The 15,375-nt window shown below is 56.9% G+C and carries 14 protein-coding genes and 2 tRNA genes; 6 read left to right on the top strand and 10 right to left on the bottom strand.

The window, feature by feature from the left end:
• Positions 1–3: 3 nt before the first annotated feature.
• Together B5G37_RS05190 and B5G37_RS05185 are read right to left on the bottom strand one after the other, a co-directional pair.
• Complete coding sequence (locus B5G37_RS05190; protein ID WP_087254950.1) at positions 4–1,719, bottom strand: ABC transporter ATP-binding protein; 1,716 nt, start codon at positions 1,717–1,719, stop codon at positions 4–6.
• Positions 1,716–2,621: a helix-turn-helix domain-containing protein gene (locus B5G37_RS05185; RefSeq protein ID WP_087254946.1), complete on the bottom strand. Its 906-nt coding sequence runs from the start codon at positions 2,619–2,621 to the stop codon at positions 1,716–1,718. The genes B5G37_RS05190 and B5G37_RS05185 overlap by 4 nt, the downstream gene beginning before the upstream one ends.
• Before the next feature lie 176 nt (positions 2,622–2,797).
• Here B5G37_RS05185 and deoC point away from each other — a divergent pair, with 176 nt between their 5' ends.
• From deoC to B5G37_RS05170, 3 genes are all read left to right on the top strand, one after another.
• Entirely contained in the window at positions 2,798–3,478 is a 681-nt protein-coding gene (gene deoC, locus B5G37_RS05180; RefSeq protein WP_087254944.1) for a deoxyribose-phosphate aldolase, read from the top strand.
• Between the two features lie 73 nt (positions 3,479–3,551).
• The gene (locus tag B5G37_RS05175) at positions 3,552–3,902 is read left to right on the top strand and encodes a sporulation initiation factor Spo0A C-terminal domain-containing protein (protein ID WP_204217861.1); all 351 of its coding nucleotides are present in this window, start codon (positions 3,552–3,554) and stop codon (positions 3,900–3,902) included.
• A gap of 27 nt (positions 3,903–3,929) precedes the next feature.
• Positions 3,930–4,526 (top strand): carbohydrate-binding family 9-like protein, encoded by a 597-nt coding sequence (locus B5G37_RS05170; protein ID WP_087254938.1) that lies wholly within the window; start codon positions 3,930–3,932, stop codon positions 4,524–4,526.
• 39 nt (positions 4,527–4,565) lie between these two features.
• On the opposite strand, the gene B5G37_RS05165 is transcribed toward B5G37_RS05170, so the two are convergent.
• From B5G37_RS05165 to B5G37_RS05145, 5 genes are all read right to left on the bottom strand, one after another.
• Complete coding sequence (locus B5G37_RS05165; protein WP_087254935.1) at positions 4,566–5,372, bottom strand: putative ABC transporter permease; 807 nt, start codon at positions 5,370–5,372, stop codon at positions 4,566–4,568.
• Positions 5,369–5,917, bottom strand: coding sequence for a DUF4364 family protein (locus tag B5G37_RS05160; RefSeq protein ID WP_087254932.1), 549 nt, complete (start codon positions 5,915–5,917; stop codon positions 5,369–5,371). Before B5G37_RS05160 ends, B5G37_RS05165 begins: the two co-directional genes overlap by 4 nt.
• A 96-nt stretch (positions 5,918–6,013) precedes the next feature.
• On the bottom strand, positions 6,014–6,523 hold the full coding sequence (locus B5G37_RS05155) for a peptidoglycan-binding protein (protein WP_087254929.1): 510 nt from the start codon (positions 6,521–6,523) through the stop codon (positions 6,014–6,016).
• 14 nt (positions 6,524–6,537) lie between these two features.
• On the bottom strand, positions 6,538–7,719 hold the full coding sequence (locus tag B5G37_RS05150; protein ID WP_087254926.1) for a peptidoglycan-binding protein: 1,182 nt from the start codon (positions 7,717–7,719) through the stop codon (positions 6,538–6,540).
• Positions 7,720–7,729: 10 nt separating this feature from the next.
• The gene (locus B5G37_RS05145) at positions 7,730–8,119 is read right to left on the bottom strand and encodes a hypothetical protein (RefSeq protein WP_087254923.1); all 390 of its coding nucleotides are present in this window, start codon (positions 8,117–8,119) and stop codon (positions 7,730–7,732) included.
• A 149-nt stretch (positions 8,120–8,268) separates the two neighbouring features.
• Between B5G37_RS05145 and B5G37_RS05140 the strand changes: the two genes are divergently transcribed.
• Together B5G37_RS05140 and B5G37_RS05135 are read left to right on the top strand one after the other, a co-directional pair.
• On the top strand, positions 8,269–8,901 hold the full coding sequence (locus B5G37_RS05140; RefSeq protein ID WP_087254920.1) for a redox-sensing transcriptional repressor Rex: 633 nt from the start codon (positions 8,269–8,271) through the stop codon (positions 8,899–8,901).
• Positions 8,902–8,996: 95 nt separating this feature from the next.
• Positions 8,997–9,073, top strand: a tRNA-Arg gene (locus tag B5G37_RS05135).
• Positions 9,074–9,359: 286 nt separating this feature from the next.
• Here B5G37_RS05135 and B5G37_RS05130 read toward each other — a convergent pair.
• Entirely contained in the window at positions 9,360–10,673 is a 1,314-nt protein-coding gene (locus tag B5G37_RS05130) for a putative ABC transporter permease (RefSeq protein ID WP_087254918.1), read from the bottom strand.
• Between the two features lie 380 nt (positions 10,674–11,053).
• Here B5G37_RS05130 and B5G37_RS05125 point away from each other — a divergent pair.
• Positions 11,054–11,127: transfer RNA gene (locus B5G37_RS05125), tRNA-Gly, on the top strand.
• A 224-nt stretch (positions 11,128–11,351) separates the two neighbouring features.
• Here the strand turns inward: B5G37_RS05125 and B5G37_RS05120 are convergent.
• Positions 11,352–13,187 carry an ABC transporter ATP-binding protein gene (locus tag B5G37_RS05120; RefSeq protein ID WP_087254915.1) on the bottom strand — a complete coding sequence of 612 codons (1,836 nt, stop codon included), beginning with the start codon at positions 13,185–13,187 and terminating at the stop codon, positions 11,352–11,354.
• A gap of 2 nt (positions 13,188–13,189) precedes the next feature.
• Complete coding sequence (locus B5G37_RS05115; protein ID WP_087254910.1) at positions 13,190–15,364, bottom strand: ABC transporter ATP-binding protein; 2,175 nt, start codon at positions 15,362–15,364, stop codon at positions 13,190–13,192.
• Positions 15,365–15,375: the final 11 nt, after the last annotated feature.

Raw genomic sequence — 15,375 nt, 5'->3', positions numbered from 1 at the left:
TTGTTATGTAGGCTGTGCCAGGGTGAACAGGGAGTAGAAATACCCTTTCTGGTCCATCAGTTGGGCAAAGCTGCCCTGTTCCTGAATGTATCCGTCCCGCAGCACGAAAATTTCCTCGTACTGTGCCATGAGATGGGCCTCCAGCCGGTGGGTGACCACGATGCGGGTGGTGCCCTCCAGGTCCAGGATGGATTGGGTGACGGCGGCGGCGGTGGCGTTATCCAACGCGGCCGTGGCCTCGTCCAGCAGCAGCACTGGGGTGCCGCGCAGCAGGCACCGGGCAATGGAGATGCGCTGTCCTTCGCCGCCGGACAGGTTTACACCGTTTTCCCCACAGCGGTAGTCCTCGCCCCGCTCTTGCAGCAGCTGGGACAGACCGGACCGCTTCACCGCCTGCTCCACCTGGGAAGGGGGAAAGGAGCGGAACATGGTCAGGTTGTTGCGGATGGTGTCGTCAAAGAGAAACACATCCTGGCCGATGAGGCTCATCAGGTCATAGAGGCTGTTGGCATCCACCTCCCGTAGTTCCGTGCCATCCACGGCAATGGATCCGGTGTATGCCCCGCTGGCCCCCATGAGCAGGTGAAGAAGGGTGGACTTGCCGGAGCCGGAGCCGCCCACAATGGCGTAGGTTTTCCCAGCCTGGAATTGTGCGGTGACATCCCGCAGCACCGGCTTGTCCGGCTCATAGCCAAAGGAAACGTGGTCCAGGATGATGGCCTGGCTCAGAGTAGCAGGGATGGTCACGCCGCTCTCCTGTTGATTCTGGGCGGTAAGCTGGATCAGCTTGTCCATGAGGGCCAGGGCTGCCTTGCGGCTGGCCCAGTACTGGGGTACGGTCTGGATAGGCTGGAGGAGCAAGCCGCACAGGTTGACCATGATGAGCACGGTGCCAGGGGTGATTTCCTCCCGGATGGCCAGATAGGCACCAAAGAGAAAGATGCCGAACTGGACCAGGAAGCCCAGACAGGTGGCGGCAGCTGTGATGAGACAGTCAAACCACCGGCGCCCTTCCTTGACGTGTTCCAGTTGGGTGTTGGCCTGGGTAAAGCGGGAGATTACCTGCGCCTCCGCCTTGAAGCATTTGATGACGGAAAAGCCGCTGAGGAGGTCTTTGAGCATGGCCACATAGCCCTCGTTTTGCTGGCTGACATTCTTTTCTCGGGTTGCCAGCTTTCCGCCTGTGGCCAGAGTGACAGCGATGGGGATCAGGCTCAACAGGATGGCGGCCAGGGCCAGCTTCCAGCTGTACCAGAGCATCATGCCCAGAGAGCCCAAGAACAGCAGTACATCGGAAATGAGAAGAAAGGAACGATTGAGGTAGTTCTCCTCGATGGAGTTGGTGTCGTTGGTGAGGGCGGAGAGATACCGCCCGGTGTTCTCCAGGGCAAAGGCACGGATACTCTTTTGGGACAAGCGGGAGAAAGCCAAATCTTTGTACTGGGCCAGTCCCCGGTGGATAAATCGGCTCTTGGCCCGGTACATGGCCAACTGGGAGAGAAAGATCACAGCGGATAACCCCAAGCAGAACAGGGTGGTGTGGGCTAGCTGCTTCAAATTCCCGGTGGTCATGATATCCAGAATGTGTCCCAGCAGATAGGAGACAATGAGATTCCAAAGGGTACCCAGGCTGATGAGGGTCAGGGCCACGGCAAAGGACAGGCGGTTGCCCCGGAAGATGGCCCGGGTGTAGAGGCTGTAGTCTGGTTGTTGTTTCATGATTGGTTCTCCTTTTTCTCTGGGGGCGGGGTGAGAATGGGGCGATCACGGGTATCACAGGCGAATACATAGGCATCCTCTGGCTGCATGACCCATCGGGCCAAGAACAGGAAGGGAATGAAGGAAAAATTGTTGTGAAGGGTGTAGACCTGGGTGGGGCCGTCCTCCAGTTCCAAATCCCTCTTCTTCAGCAGTTCGCAGTCTGCCATTTTGGGGAGGGCTGCCAGTACATCATCCAAGGGCAGTTTAGTGTGCTTGGCAATGGCAGAGGGGTGGTAGAAGCTTCCCTCTCGCCCGTGGAGATACAGGAGAATTTCCAAAGCGCCGGGGAGGGCCAAGGCGGCAAATAGTTTCCGGCATCGTTCTGGATCTGGAAGGTTGCTCTGGTAGCCTTTTACAGGCTCTGGCATGAGAAAAAAGAGGGGGAAGTCCTCGGCCAGCACCCCGAGAGCCAAGCCTTCCTCTGTGGTGACATAAGCACGGAGCCAGGTGGGGGTGGGAGAAGGAGAGTCAGGAATGATTTCGTCAATATAGCATGTGGACTGCACCGAAATGGACGGGATGATGCCGGAGCCCATCAAGTTGCTACCCAGGTAGGGCGAAGATACTGCCAGCAGTTCAAATAGGGCAGAGAAACGCTGTTTGACAGGCGTGGACAATAGCCAATGTTGAAATTGAGTGTTCATGTCGGCAGTGGACGGGTCTGCCCGGCCAAACAGGGTGTCGATGCTCACCCCCAGACGGTCTGCCAGCACAGGGAGTAGTTCCACGTCCGGGGCTCCGCCCTTTTCCCATTTGCTCACTGCCTGGGCGGATACACCCACCAGCTGGCCCAGCTGCTCTTGGGTCAACCCTCGCTCTTTGCGCAGGCGTGTGATGGTGGCGCTCAAAGGTTGGTTCATAAAGATTCCTCCATTCGCTTCGTGGTTGTATTATATGGAAAACAGTGGTTGAGTGCAATGGAGGAAATCTTGAGTAAAATCAACTAATGGTTAAGTGCAGGGGGAAATCCTCTTGCAATGGGGCAGGCAGCAGGGTATGATGGAGGGGAAAGAAAACGATAAGGGAGGTGAGAGAGATGGATGAAACGCGCATATTGGCCTGTGTGGACCACACCCTGTTGCGCACCACCGCCACTTGGGAAGAAATTCGCCAACTGTGCGTCGACGGGATGGCCTATGGCTGCGCCTCGGTGTGTATTCCGCCCAGCCATGTGGAGCAGGCAGCCAAGTACCTGGGGGATAAGCTCCCGGTGTGTACCGTAATTGGATTTCCCAACGGCTACTCTACCACTGCTGTGAAAGTGTTTGAAACCCGGGATGCCATTGCAAACGGTGCCTGTGAGATCGACATGGTGGTGAATCTGGGTTGGGTGAAGGATGGCCGCTGGCAGGATATTCTGGAGGAAATCCAGGCGGTCAAGGCGGCGTGTGGGGACAAGGTGCTCAAAGTGATCGTGGAGACCTGCCAGCTGACCCAGGAGGAGAAGGTGAAGTTGTGTGAGCTGGTGACAGAGAGCGGAGCGGACTTCATCAAAACCTCCACAGGTTTTGCCGACGGGGGCGCTACGCCAGAAGATGTGGCCTTACTGCGTGCCCATGTGGGAGATAAAGTGCAGGTAAAGGCGGCTGGAGGCATCGCTTCCCTGGAGGATGGAGCTGCGTTTTTGGAGCTGGGTGCCACGCGGCTGGGAACATCTCGTATTGTGGCTTTGGTCAAACAAAGGGGTGTGTCGAATCACGTCGAAATATCAGAATGAAATTTCTTTTGTTTTCCACCAGAATATAGTAAAATGGGAGTGAGCAAAAAGAGAATTGGAAGGTGGGATGACATTGAATCAGCAACGGGCCATTCGGGAAATTTTGCGCTCCATGGGTCTGCTTGGGGATTCCCTGTCCATGCGTCAACTGGTGTGTGCGGTGGAATTGGCGCACCGCAACCCGGAATTGCTGCGGCGTATTACCAAGGGGCTTTACCCGGAGGTGGCCGCCCACTTTGACCAAGCTACTCCCTCTACGGTGGAACGAAATCTACGCCTGATTCGAGACCAACAGTGGAACAAAGGGGATCAGGAACGGTTGCGGGAGATGGCCGGATTTCCCATCCGGGTCAAGCCCACTACCGGTGAATTTGTGGATATTATCTGCTACTACATGGAGGCGCAAGGTGCTTTCGACGAATGAATACCGAAATGGGAGTTGAACCGAACAATGAAAGAGACCTATCGTGTGTGCCGTGGTGACGGCCAGCATTGGGATGATATTCTCCGTGTGGACCTGAAGGAGACTGGCTGGCTGGAGCCGGCAGGGGTAAAGGCCTGGGCGCAGCTGTGCCATGACGGAGAGAAGCTGTATGTGCGCCTGGGCGCAGAGGAGACCCATATCCGGGCCACCCTTACCGGAACGTTGGACCAGGTGTGCAACGACAGCTGCCTGGAGTTTTTCTTTGCCCCTGTGGCGGAGGACCCCCGGTATTTCAACTTTGAGTGGAATCCCCTCAAGGCTCTGAATCTGGGCTTTGGCGGCGCTCGCCCCACACGAGTGCGCCAGATCGTGAAAAAGATGGAGGAGCTGTTCTGCCCCCAGAGCTGGCAGAGCGAGGATGCCTGGGGCATTCAGTTCTCCATTCCGGCAGAGTTTGTGGGCCGCTACTTCCCCGGCTTTGCCTGGGAGGGAGAGTGCCACGCCAACTTCTACAAGTGTGGAGATGAGACGGATCACCCCCACTATCTGGCCTGGTCCCCGCTGGAATGCGACAAGCCGGACTACCACCGGCGTGGGGATTTCGGAACCCTGATCTTTGAATAAGAAAAAAGATAGCCGCTGCGCAAGCAGCGGCTATCTTTTTTACTTCTTTTTTCGGGCTTCCCGTTTTTTCATCAGTTCCTTGCGGGCGGCAGCGGCAGTGGCCTTCAAGTCCTCGGACAAGCTGGCATACCGGCTGGTGAGGTGCATGTTGGAATATTTGCGCCGGAAGGAGCGGGAGTAACGCTCCAAACGGGCGATTTGCTGGCTGTAACTGCTACGCAGGGAAGCGGACTGGGACTCCAGCATTTGGCCCAGCTCGGCCTTGCCCAGAGAGAACTGCACCTGGGCTTCGTCCCGGGCAGCAGCCAGTTTGACAACCAGCTGAGACACCAGGGCCAGATGCCGGATGGTGAGCGCGGCGTCCACCAGCAGTAGAATCAGCAATGTGATACACAGGGTGTTTACCAGCCAAGGGGCCATGGACTCATAGAGTCGCTCCACCGGGGGGTGAATCCAGAAAATCACCACATAGGACAACACGCCCCACACCAGAGCGACCCACAGACACACACGACCTTTGATGTTGAAGCGGTAGTTGGAGTAATCCCAGTAGCGCACGTGGGTGGTGGTCTCCAGCACCCATGCCACAAAGTACTCCCAGGAAGTCATCACCACCACGGCGGTGACATAGAACAGGAGCAGGTGGCTTTTTAAGGGGGTGAAGAAGAGAATCATCAGGGTCACACCGGCTCCATAAATGGGGCACACCGGGCCATAGAGAAAGCCGCGGTCCACCAGGCGGCGCTGGAGAATGGAACAATAACAAGTCTCCATGAGCCACCCCAAAAAGGAATAGAAGATGAAGTAAAGCACCAGGGCTTGGATGGGATATCCCAAAATGGTCAAGTAGTTTCACCTCTCTGATCCGGGTCGGTGAGCAGCACCCCCAGAACTCCATTGTAGATGCGGTCCGGGTGTTGGGTGAACCGCTGCGCAATATCCTCTCCCTCTTCCCGGGTTGCGGTGAGCAGAGAGAGGGTGAACAGATTGTCTCGGTCGTCGTCCAGCATCAGGCGCACCGTGTAGAAGGTTCCGTCCGGGGACGGGTCTACTTGGCTGCGCACCTGGGCTTTCCGCTTGAGGGCGGCGTTGAAGGGGGCCAGACGCTGGTCGCAACGCTGGCGGATGACGGGGGAGAGGCTGCTTTCACCGTCGGCGCAGTTGCGGCGGCCTTTGTCGGTGGGGGCATAGAAGTCGCCCTCTCGCACCAGATGTCCGCTGTCCAGCAGCTCGGAAACCGCTTCAGCAAAGACGAAGTAGTCCACCCCATCGTCGCACATCACCAGATCCGTGAGAGTGGCAAAGTCGATGGGGGCGGCCACACGGGTCAGAATATAGAGGATGAGCAATTTGATATCCAATTTGCTGTGTATAAATCCAAAACGGGCCATGGTTTGGTTCCTGCCTTTCTTGGGATGGAGCAGTCCACAGGACTGCTCTTATATTATACCGAAAAAGGCGGACGCTTACAAGGAAAACCTGTTGGATTACGCAGGGGATGACAGCGCCTTCCGCACCACCAGGGCGTGGTAGAGCCGCACCAAAATACTCCAGGTGGGGCGGTCCAACGTGCCCGTGACAGGTAGCTGAGCCAGTTCTTGTAATAGCTTCAAATTCTCCGTGTCGGCAGCCGGATCTTGCTGAAAATTATTTAAGGTGGAGGAGAGGGCGGAAAAAATGGTGCGTACAAAAGCCCACTCCGGGGAACCAGTGGGGGTGGGGACAAACTGAGGGGAGATGATTTGCAGAGGAGTAGGGGCACCGTCCCGCAGGGCGATGAGGTCGGCCTGTACCCGCAGGGCCAACCAGGTGGCGTAGTCTACTTCACCCGTGACGGGCAGGCCGAAGTCCCGCTGGAAAATCATCACTGCCTCCAAGGTGCGCTCCCCGAATACCCCGTCCTCCACCAGCCGGGGAAGGGCTGGATGGGTCAGGGAGATCACGTTGAGCATATGTTGCACGTCACGCACCGGGGCGCCGGTCAGGTTCAATTCCATCTGCGCTTACCTCCTTAATCGTTGGTGCCGTAGGTGAGAGAGTAGCCGGGGAATTGCCCGGCTTGGAACTGATTTTCAATCTCCGAGGGGGAGAGGGGAAGGTTGGCATCGGCCAGGGAGGTGGTGGCAATCCCCTTGTACTCGTCGTAAATGTTCAGCCAGGTGGCATTGTTCACCACGCCCGTCACCGGCAGGCCAAAGTTTTTTTGGGCCTGTTCTACGGCCTGGCGGGTTTTAGGGCCGAAAATGCCGTCGATGTCCAGCATGGGCAGAGTGAAGGAATACTGCCCAATGAGGGAGAGGAAGAATTGCAGGGCGGAAACCGCCGGGCCTCGGTCTCCTTGGCGCAGCACTTGAATGCCGGAGGGGCCTTGCACTTGGGTGAAGCTCTGTCCTTCGCTGACCAGCTCGGAGAGTTTGGTTACCGCCACATAGAGGAACACCAGCTTATACCAGGTAGCCCGCCCCACAATGCCGTCCACGCTGAGGCCAAACACGGATTGAAATACCCGAACCGCCTCCTCGGTTTTGGGACCGAAGATACCATCCACCTGGGTTAAGCGGGGAATGGCGGGGTAGTTCTGGCCGATGCGGTTGAGCATGGCTTGGAGCACCACCACGTCCTCCCCGGTGGTGCCCTGCCGCAGCGGATAACCCGGGTAGGAGTTGGGGACGTCCCGAATGGGGGCGTCGTTGACCAGCTCGATGTCATTGCCATAGTAGCGGCGCAAAATGGACATATAGTCCTCGCCCTCTTGGGCCAGCGCCTCGCTGCCCCACTGGGAAAGCCCATCGCAGGTAGAGGTGGTGCCGTTGCAGAATTTAGCAGCCAGAGGTTCCACAAAGCCTACCCGGCGGATGTAGGTGGTGAACATGTCGTCCACCAGTCGGTCGATGTTTTCAAAGGTGCTCCGGCCCTTGATGAACTTCTGGTCGTTTTGGGTCTCGCTGGTGATGTCGAAGTCATAGCCGCGGCTGGGGTAGAACTCCGTGTACACCCGGTTGAGGGCAAAGGAGATTTGAGCCAGAATGTTGGCTTTGAGTGCTTCTTCCTTCCAGGTGGGATAGACCTCGCTGGAGGCCACATTTTTGATGTAGTCGGGAAAGGTGACGGTGACATTTTCAGCCTGCTGACTGGGTTGGCCCAGGTGCACGGTGATGAATTCGGGAATGTATGGAATGACGGATACAGACATAGCGGCCTCCTTACAGTGGTTGTGGGGTAACTTGGGTGATCTGCTGTCTGGGAGAATCCGATTCGGGAATGGACAGGGGCATGAGGGGGACGCTTTGGGTGGTCTCCACCCCAGAGAAGATTTGCAGATCCTGGAAGATCGCCACCTGATAGCCTGGGTGCTCCACCACCAGGGAGTAGGAGGAGAAGGGCAGAGGGCTACCGGGGTTCTGGCTGAGAGCCACATCCGGGGCAGGTAGAGAAACGGGGCCTGCCAAGCCACTCTCGTCGGTAATCAGAGCGGACAAGAGTTGATACCGTCCTTGATCATCTCGCTGGGCAACCAGCACCGTGGCTCCCTGTATGGGAAGCTGCGCGCGGGATGCAAAGACCCGCACAATGAGAGAACCGGTTTGAGCCATGTGGAATACCTCCTTGAGAATGAGAAATGTTGCAAGAAATGCCATAAGGAAATTGACAAACTTATGACAATGAGATAGAATACTATGCATATGGTAAAAGATTGACGAAACGATCGCTGGTCAGATTTTGACAAAGTGTGAGGGTTGCTATGAAAAAAGATAAAATTTCTTCGGCGGTAATTCGCCGTTTGCCGCGGTACTACCGTCATCTGGATGATTTGTACCGGGCTGGAACCATTCGTATTTCCTCGGGGGCGTTGGCCCAATCCATGGGACTGACTGCCTCTCAGATTCGCCAGGATCTGTCCTGCTTTGGCGGGTTCGGCCAGCAGGGATATGGTTATAATGTGGAGCGCCTGCGGGGCGAGGTGGCGGAAATCCTGGGTATGAACAAAGGACACACCGTGCTGATTCTGGGTGCTGGTAACCTGGGGCGTGCCCTCATTGAGAATTTCCCCTTCCGTGCCAACGGCTTCCGTCTGGTGGCGGCCTTTGATGTGGACCCGCAGCTGGTGGACACCAAGCTGGGTGGTGTCCCCGTGTACCACATCGACGGGCTGGACACCTTTGTGCGGGAGCACCGGGTCAGTGTGGCGGTGCTCACCGTCCCTGGTTCGGTGGCTGTGGATACCGCTCGCCGTTTGAGCAAGCTGGGAGTGGACGGCATCTGGAACTTCACCAATGTGGAGCTGCCGGAGCAGGAGATGCCTGATGTGAAGGTGGAGAACGTACACTTTGCCGATAGCCTCCTGACCCTCAGTTATATGATCTCGGAGGAGTAAATAGACCCGTTGAAAAAATTTTTGAAAAAAGCGAAAAAACTCTTGCATTCTTCTAAGTGCTGTGCTATTATAATCAAGTCGCCAGGAAACGACACGCGGCTGTAGCTCAGCTGGATAGAGTGTTTGGCTACGAACCAAAAGGTCGGGGGTTCGAATCCCTCCAGCCGTACCAAAATAAAAGCACCTGCGAAAGCAGGTGCTTTTATTTTGGTAACCACAGGTTCATTTTAATGCTCGGCGGAAGTCAATTCCGCCTGCGCCAAGGTTTTCGCCATAGGCGAAAACGCTTGTACGGCGCATAAGCGCCGCCCCACCGTGTGGGGCCATGTTCTACTGGAAATCTATGCTGTTTGGATGTCATATACCCCCGGATGCGTAAGCGTCCGGGGGTTTGATTTATGTATTCGCTTGAGATTGAAAAACGTCCGATGCCTCTAGTTGCATCGGACGTTTTTGTTTTAGTCAGCCACCTGTTTCATGTTGGGATAAACCAGTTCGATCCGTTCATCCGGGTAGTGGAGGTCTAAAAATTCGCTCACGACGTTGGTTGGGCTATCCGGGACGGTGTGCCGCTGTTGATAGCGCCCCAGAGCCAGAGCGGAAATAAGAATGTTCGCCACCATGAACACCACCAGAACCACCGTCAGGGGCTTGCCGGCCTTCATGGGAATGCGCTCAATGAGCCGGGACAGGTGGGGATAGAGCAGCTTCATCCAACCCACGGCAGCAATGCCCCAGAAGAAACAGTACAGCAAGTTGATACGTCCGGCCAGGTTGAAGGGAATGTGGCTGTAGTCCCAGAACACGGTACCAAAGACCAGTTCGGTGAATACGCTACAAAAGTATTCGTAGGCGCCACCCAAAATGGTGCCGGCAAAGAATAAGTACCGATCGCTCTTGTCCCGGTAGCGGTAGAGCAAGGCGGTGAACATCACAGCCCCCAGGCCCCATACAATGCTGAAGGGGCCGTAGATAAGACTGCTGCGACTCATCCAAATTCCCATGGTGGCCCGGCAGAACAGAGTTTCGATGATATCGCCCAGCAGGGCGGCAATGACAAACAGCCAAATGAGCTTGGTGGGAGAACAGCCTTGAGCAAAGACCTCCGGTTTGGCAACAGGCTTGGCAGAAGAGGGCTGTTCCAGATTGGGGTAGGCGTGGAGCATACGGGCCTGGATGCGCTGGGTGATGGCGTGTCCGAACAGGGAGGAGAGCTCCTGAAAGTCCTGGGACAGGCGGGAGAGACGGCGCAGGCGGACGCCCATCTCCACGGTGATGCCCAGCGAGAGGGCTAGATCAAGCCCCACCAGGGAATAGAGTACCAGCAGAAGAATGCGAGAGAGAAGCTCAGGCAGGTCGCCCAGAACCAGAGCCAGCAGCGGGTTGAGAAAGCGCATACCCAGCCAGGCGGCTACGCCCAGCACCAACAGCATGGACAGGGAGACATAGCCGTGGAAGTGGAAGCGGTGGTGAGAGAAGTCCCACCATCTCCGGCGCAGCAGCCGCTCTAGCCCCACACCAGTGGTGACAGCCAACACAGCGAAAAGGGCACAGGAACCTAAAATGAAGAAGAAGGGCTGGTCGACCAGTTCGGGAAAGACCACGGTGACCAGGACGGCACCCACGCCGTAGATGGGGCTCAGGGGCAGATTTAAAAAGCCTGGATTGACGAAAGAATGCTTTTTGACGGCGCAGACTGCCACGCTGGCGCACCAACCCAAAAACGAGTAGATCAGGAAGAACCAGGCCAGCTGGGAGAAGGAATACATCATAAATAACCTCTTTCTCTGGAGTGTGGAAAAAACGACAAAAACTCACTCCAGGGGTCCTGGGGTGAGTTCTATAGATGTGAAAGAAAACGTTCGGGCCAATCAGCGCTGGCTGGGAACGGTTTGATCGTCATTGAAAATCATATCATCCACATCGGGCATGCGGGAAAAGTCTCTCACGGGTTCACACCTCTTTTCTTGGTTTCTGTTGTGTATTGTACCAAGGTAGTCCGGAAAAGTAAAGGGGTGGAATTGTAAAGTTTATATAAAGTCTTGAGGGACTGGGGGAAATATGGGGAAGAGGGAAGAAGGGTGGGGAGAAAAAACTCTTGATTTTTCCTGTGGGGTGTATTATAATCACTTTCACCGGTAAAAAAGAATATGCGGGTGTAGTTCAATGGTAGAATGTCAGCTTCCCAAGCTGAACACGGGGGTTCGATTCCCCTCACCCGCTCCAAAACAAAAGCACCTGCGAAAGCAGGTGCTTTTGTTTTGGGAGCCATAGGCTCATTTCAATGCTCGGCGGAAGTGAATTCCGCCTGCGCCAAGGTTTTCGCCTGGGGCGAAAACACTTGGACGGCGCAAAAGCGCCGCCGGCCCTTGGCCGGTTTTCTTTTTCCCTATTCACTCTTCACTTAAAAGTCAGGGGATGCAGGCACAAAACCTGCATCCCCATTTTACTTATGCCGTGGTGGCAAACTGGCTGTTGTGCAAATTGGCGTAGAAGCCCTTTTGATCCAGCAGTTGCTGGTGGGTGCCTGTCTCCACAATGTCGCCGTCCTTCATCACCAGAATGACGTCGGCGTTGCGGATGGTGGACAGACGGTGGGCGATGATGAAGCTGGTGCGACCCTGGGTGAGGTGATCCATGGCCTGCTGGATGGCAACTTCCGTGCGGGTATCCACGCTGGAAGTGGCCTCGTCCAGAATGAGGATCTTGGGGTCAGAGAGAATGGTGCGGGCAATGGTGAGCAGCTGTTTCTGGCCCTGGCTGATGTTGCTGGCGTCCTCGTTGAGCACGGTGTCGTAGCCGTGGGGGAGGGTGCGCACAAAGTGGTCCACCTGAGCCGCTTTGGCGGCCTGGAGCACTTCCTCGTCGGTGGCAGTCAGACGGCCGAAGCGGATGTTCTCCCGGATGGTGTCGTTGTACAGCCAGGTGTCCTGGAGCACCATGCCAAAGGCATCGCGCATCTCGCCTCGGGCAAACTGGCGCACATCATAGCCACTGAGCAGCACAGCACCCTCGTTCACATCGTAAAACCGCATCAGCAGCTTGACGATGGTGGTCTTGCCTGCGCCGGTGGGGCCTACGATGGCCACCTTGGTACCGGGCTGGATGGTGGCGGAGAAATCGTGGATGATGGTCTTATCGGGGACATAGCCAAAGTTCACGTGGGCAAACTGCACCGAGCCGTCGACGGACTCGGGGTCCACAGCGGGGGAAGGGTCGGGACTCTCCTCCGGCTCATCCAGGAAGAGAAACACCCGCTCGGCGGCGGCAGCGGTGAGCTGGAGCTGGTTGGAGATGTTGGCCAGCTGGTTGATGGGCTGGGTGAACTGGCGCACATACTGGATGAAGGCCTGGATATCACCCACAGTGATGGCCTGGTTCAGGGCCAAAAATCCGCCCAGCACACAGATGGCCACATAACCCAAGTTGCTGGCAAAGTTCATCAAAGGCATCATCATGCCGCTGAGGAACTGGCTCTTCCAAGCGCTGTGGTACAGCTTGTCGTTCATCTCGTGGAAGGTGCGGATGGAGTCTTCTTGACCGTTGAAGGCGGTAACCACCACGTGAGCGCCGAACATCTCCTCCACATGGCCGTTGACGTGGCCCAGATATTCCTGCTGGCTGCGGAAGAACTTCTGACTGCGGCGGATGACGTTCATGACGATGAACAGACACACGGGCAGGATGCAAAGGGCAATGAGGGTCATCCAGGGACTGATGGAGAGCATCATAATGAGTACACCCAGCAGCAGGGTCACCTGAGTGACCACCTGGGACAGGCTCTGGTTTAAGGTCTGGGTGACGGAATCCACGTCGTTGGTGATACGGCTGAGCACCTCGCCGTGGGAGACCTTGTCAAAGTAGGACATGGGCAGACGGTCGATCTTCCGGCTGATATCGGTGCGCATGGTGTAGCTGACTTTGGTGGCGATGCCTGCCATGAGCCAGCCCTGTACATAGGTCAGCAGAGCGCTGAACAGGTACAGGCCGCCCAAGAAGAGAAGAATCTGGGCCAGAGCGTCGAAGTCGATGCCACCGGTACCGGCAATCATGGCCATCAGGCCCTCAAAGAGCTTGGTGGTGGCGTTACCCAGAATTTTAGGGCCGAGAATGGAGAAGGCGGTGCCGGCTACTGCGCACACCAGGGAGAGGATGAGAACGGGGAGGTAGCGGTTCATATATTTGAGCAATTTCTTCATGGTGCCGGAGAAATCCGCTGCCTTGTCCCCGCCGTGCATACCAGCGGGGCCGTGGCCCATAGGGCCGTGTCGCATGGGTCCTGCCATGATTACAATTCCTCCTTTGAAAGCTGACTGTGGGCAATTTCCTGATAGGTGGGGCAGCTCTTCATCAGTTCCTTGTGGGTGCCCTGACCCACCACTTTGCCCTGATCCAGCACCAGAATCTGGTCAGCGTCCAGAATGGTGGACACGCGCTGAGCCACGATGAGCACGGTGGCCTGGGTGGTGTATTCCTTCAAGGCCGCGCGCAGCTGCGCGTCGGTTTTAAAGTCCAGCGCGGAGAAGGTGTCATCAAAGATATACACTGGAGCCTGCTTGGCCAGTGCCCGGGCAATGGACAGTCGCTGCCGCTGGCCGCCGGAGACGTTGGTACCGCCCTGGCTGATGGGGGTCTGCATACCCTGTTCCAGGTGGGAGATAAACTCGGTGGCCTGGGCGATTTGAGCGCTCTGGTCCACCAGCTCCTGGGAGGCATCGGGGTTTCCGTATTTCAGGTTGCTCTCCACCGTGCCCCGGAGCAAGATGCCCTTCTGAGGCACGTAGCCAATGGCATCTCGCAGCTCTTTCTGGGGCAGGGTGCGGATGTCTACCCCATCCAAGGTGATGCTGCCCTCAGACACGTCGTGGAAGCGGGGGATGAGGTTGATGAGGGTGGACTTGCCCGAACCGGTGGAGCCAATGAAAGCGGTGGTCTGTCCGGGACGGGCCACAAAGCTCACATGTTCCAGTACGTCGGCATCGGCGCCAGGGTAGCGGAAGGACACGTCGTGGAACTCCACCACGCCCTGCACGGGCTGGGCCAGATGGACGGGGTGCTCCGGGTCCTGAACCTGGTTTTCCGTCTCCAGCACTTCCTGGATACGCTCCGCGGACACCGAGGCGCGGGGCACCATGATGAACATCATGCTGATGAAGAGAAAGCTCATGATCACGTGCATGGCATACTGAATGAAGGCCATCATATCGCCCACCTGCAGGTTGCTGGCGGCGATCTCCTTGCCGCCGAACCACACGATGAGCAGGGACAGGCCGTTCATCACCAGGGTCATGGCGGGGAGCATGGTGGCCATGGCACGGTTGACAAACAGGGTGTTGGAGGTCAGGTCTCTGTTGGCCTTTTCAAACCGGTTCTGCATGAAGGACTGGTTGGAGAAGGCGCGTACCACCATCAGACCCCCGATTTCCTCCCGGCTGACCAGGTTGAGCCGGTCCACCAGGGATTGCATCTTCTTAAACCGGGGCATGGCCACGGCAAAGAGGATCATCAGCAGGCCCAGCATGACAATCAGGGCCAGGGCCAGAACCCAGGCCAGATTGAGACAGGTGGACAGGCCCATGATCAGGCCGCCAATGCCCATGATGGGGGCGAAGCACAGCAGGCGGAAGCCCATACTCAGGAAGTTTTGCACCTGGGTGATGTCGTTGGTGCATCGGGTGATGAGACTGGCCCCGGAGAACTGATCCATCTCATCGTTGTTGAAGTAGGTCACTTTGGTGAACACATCCCGGCGCAGGTCCCGGGCCACACCTGCACCCATCCGGGCCATGCAGTAGCCGGCGGCAATGGCACAGGCGGTGAGCAATACAGCCAGCACCGCCATGCGGGCGCCTGTGGTGAGGATGTAGCGGGTCTGGATGGCATCGGTATCCGCGCCCAGCTGCTGATAGAGCTGCTTGACCAGCATCACGCCGGTCTGCTCCAGCATGGTGTCGGGGGTTTGGGCGGCAATGTCAATGGCCTGAGCCACCAGCTGTTGACCCTGGGGCTGGCTGAGCAGCTGGCCCAGGGCCTGGAAGTCCTGTTCAGAGCCCTGAACTCCATCGGATTGGGTCATCAGCCAGGTTAAGGCATAGCTGGCCCGTCCAAAGGCTCCGTCCACGTCGGTCTCGTCCTGGGTACTGAGGGCCCAATCCTCGCCAGTGGCCTCGGGGAAGGTTTGGGACAGGCTCTCGGACTGGGGGTGGTCCGCCAAAGGCACATAGGCTTGCTCCACCAGAGCCTGATCCTCGGAGGACATGAACATCTCCAGCATGGTCAAGGTGTCTTTGGAGATGACCTGAGGGGCAGAGGAGGTAATGCCTCCTTGCTGCAACCCCACATTGACGATGTCGCTCATATAGTTGGGCAGGGACAGCTCCAACATGGCCTGGCCGAAGAGCAGGACAATGCCTACCAGCAACAGGCGTACATAGGGCTTTAGATATCGTTTTAGTTTCAGCATAAAATCCAATT

The organism is Pseudoflavonifractor sp. An85 (assembly GCF_002161235.1).
Taxonomy (GTDB): domain Bacteria; phylum Bacillota; class Clostridia; order Oscillospirales; family Oscillospiraceae; genus Enterenecus.
Note: the sequence above shows the minus strand (reverse complement) of the source record. Positions and strands in the feature narration are given on the sequence as shown.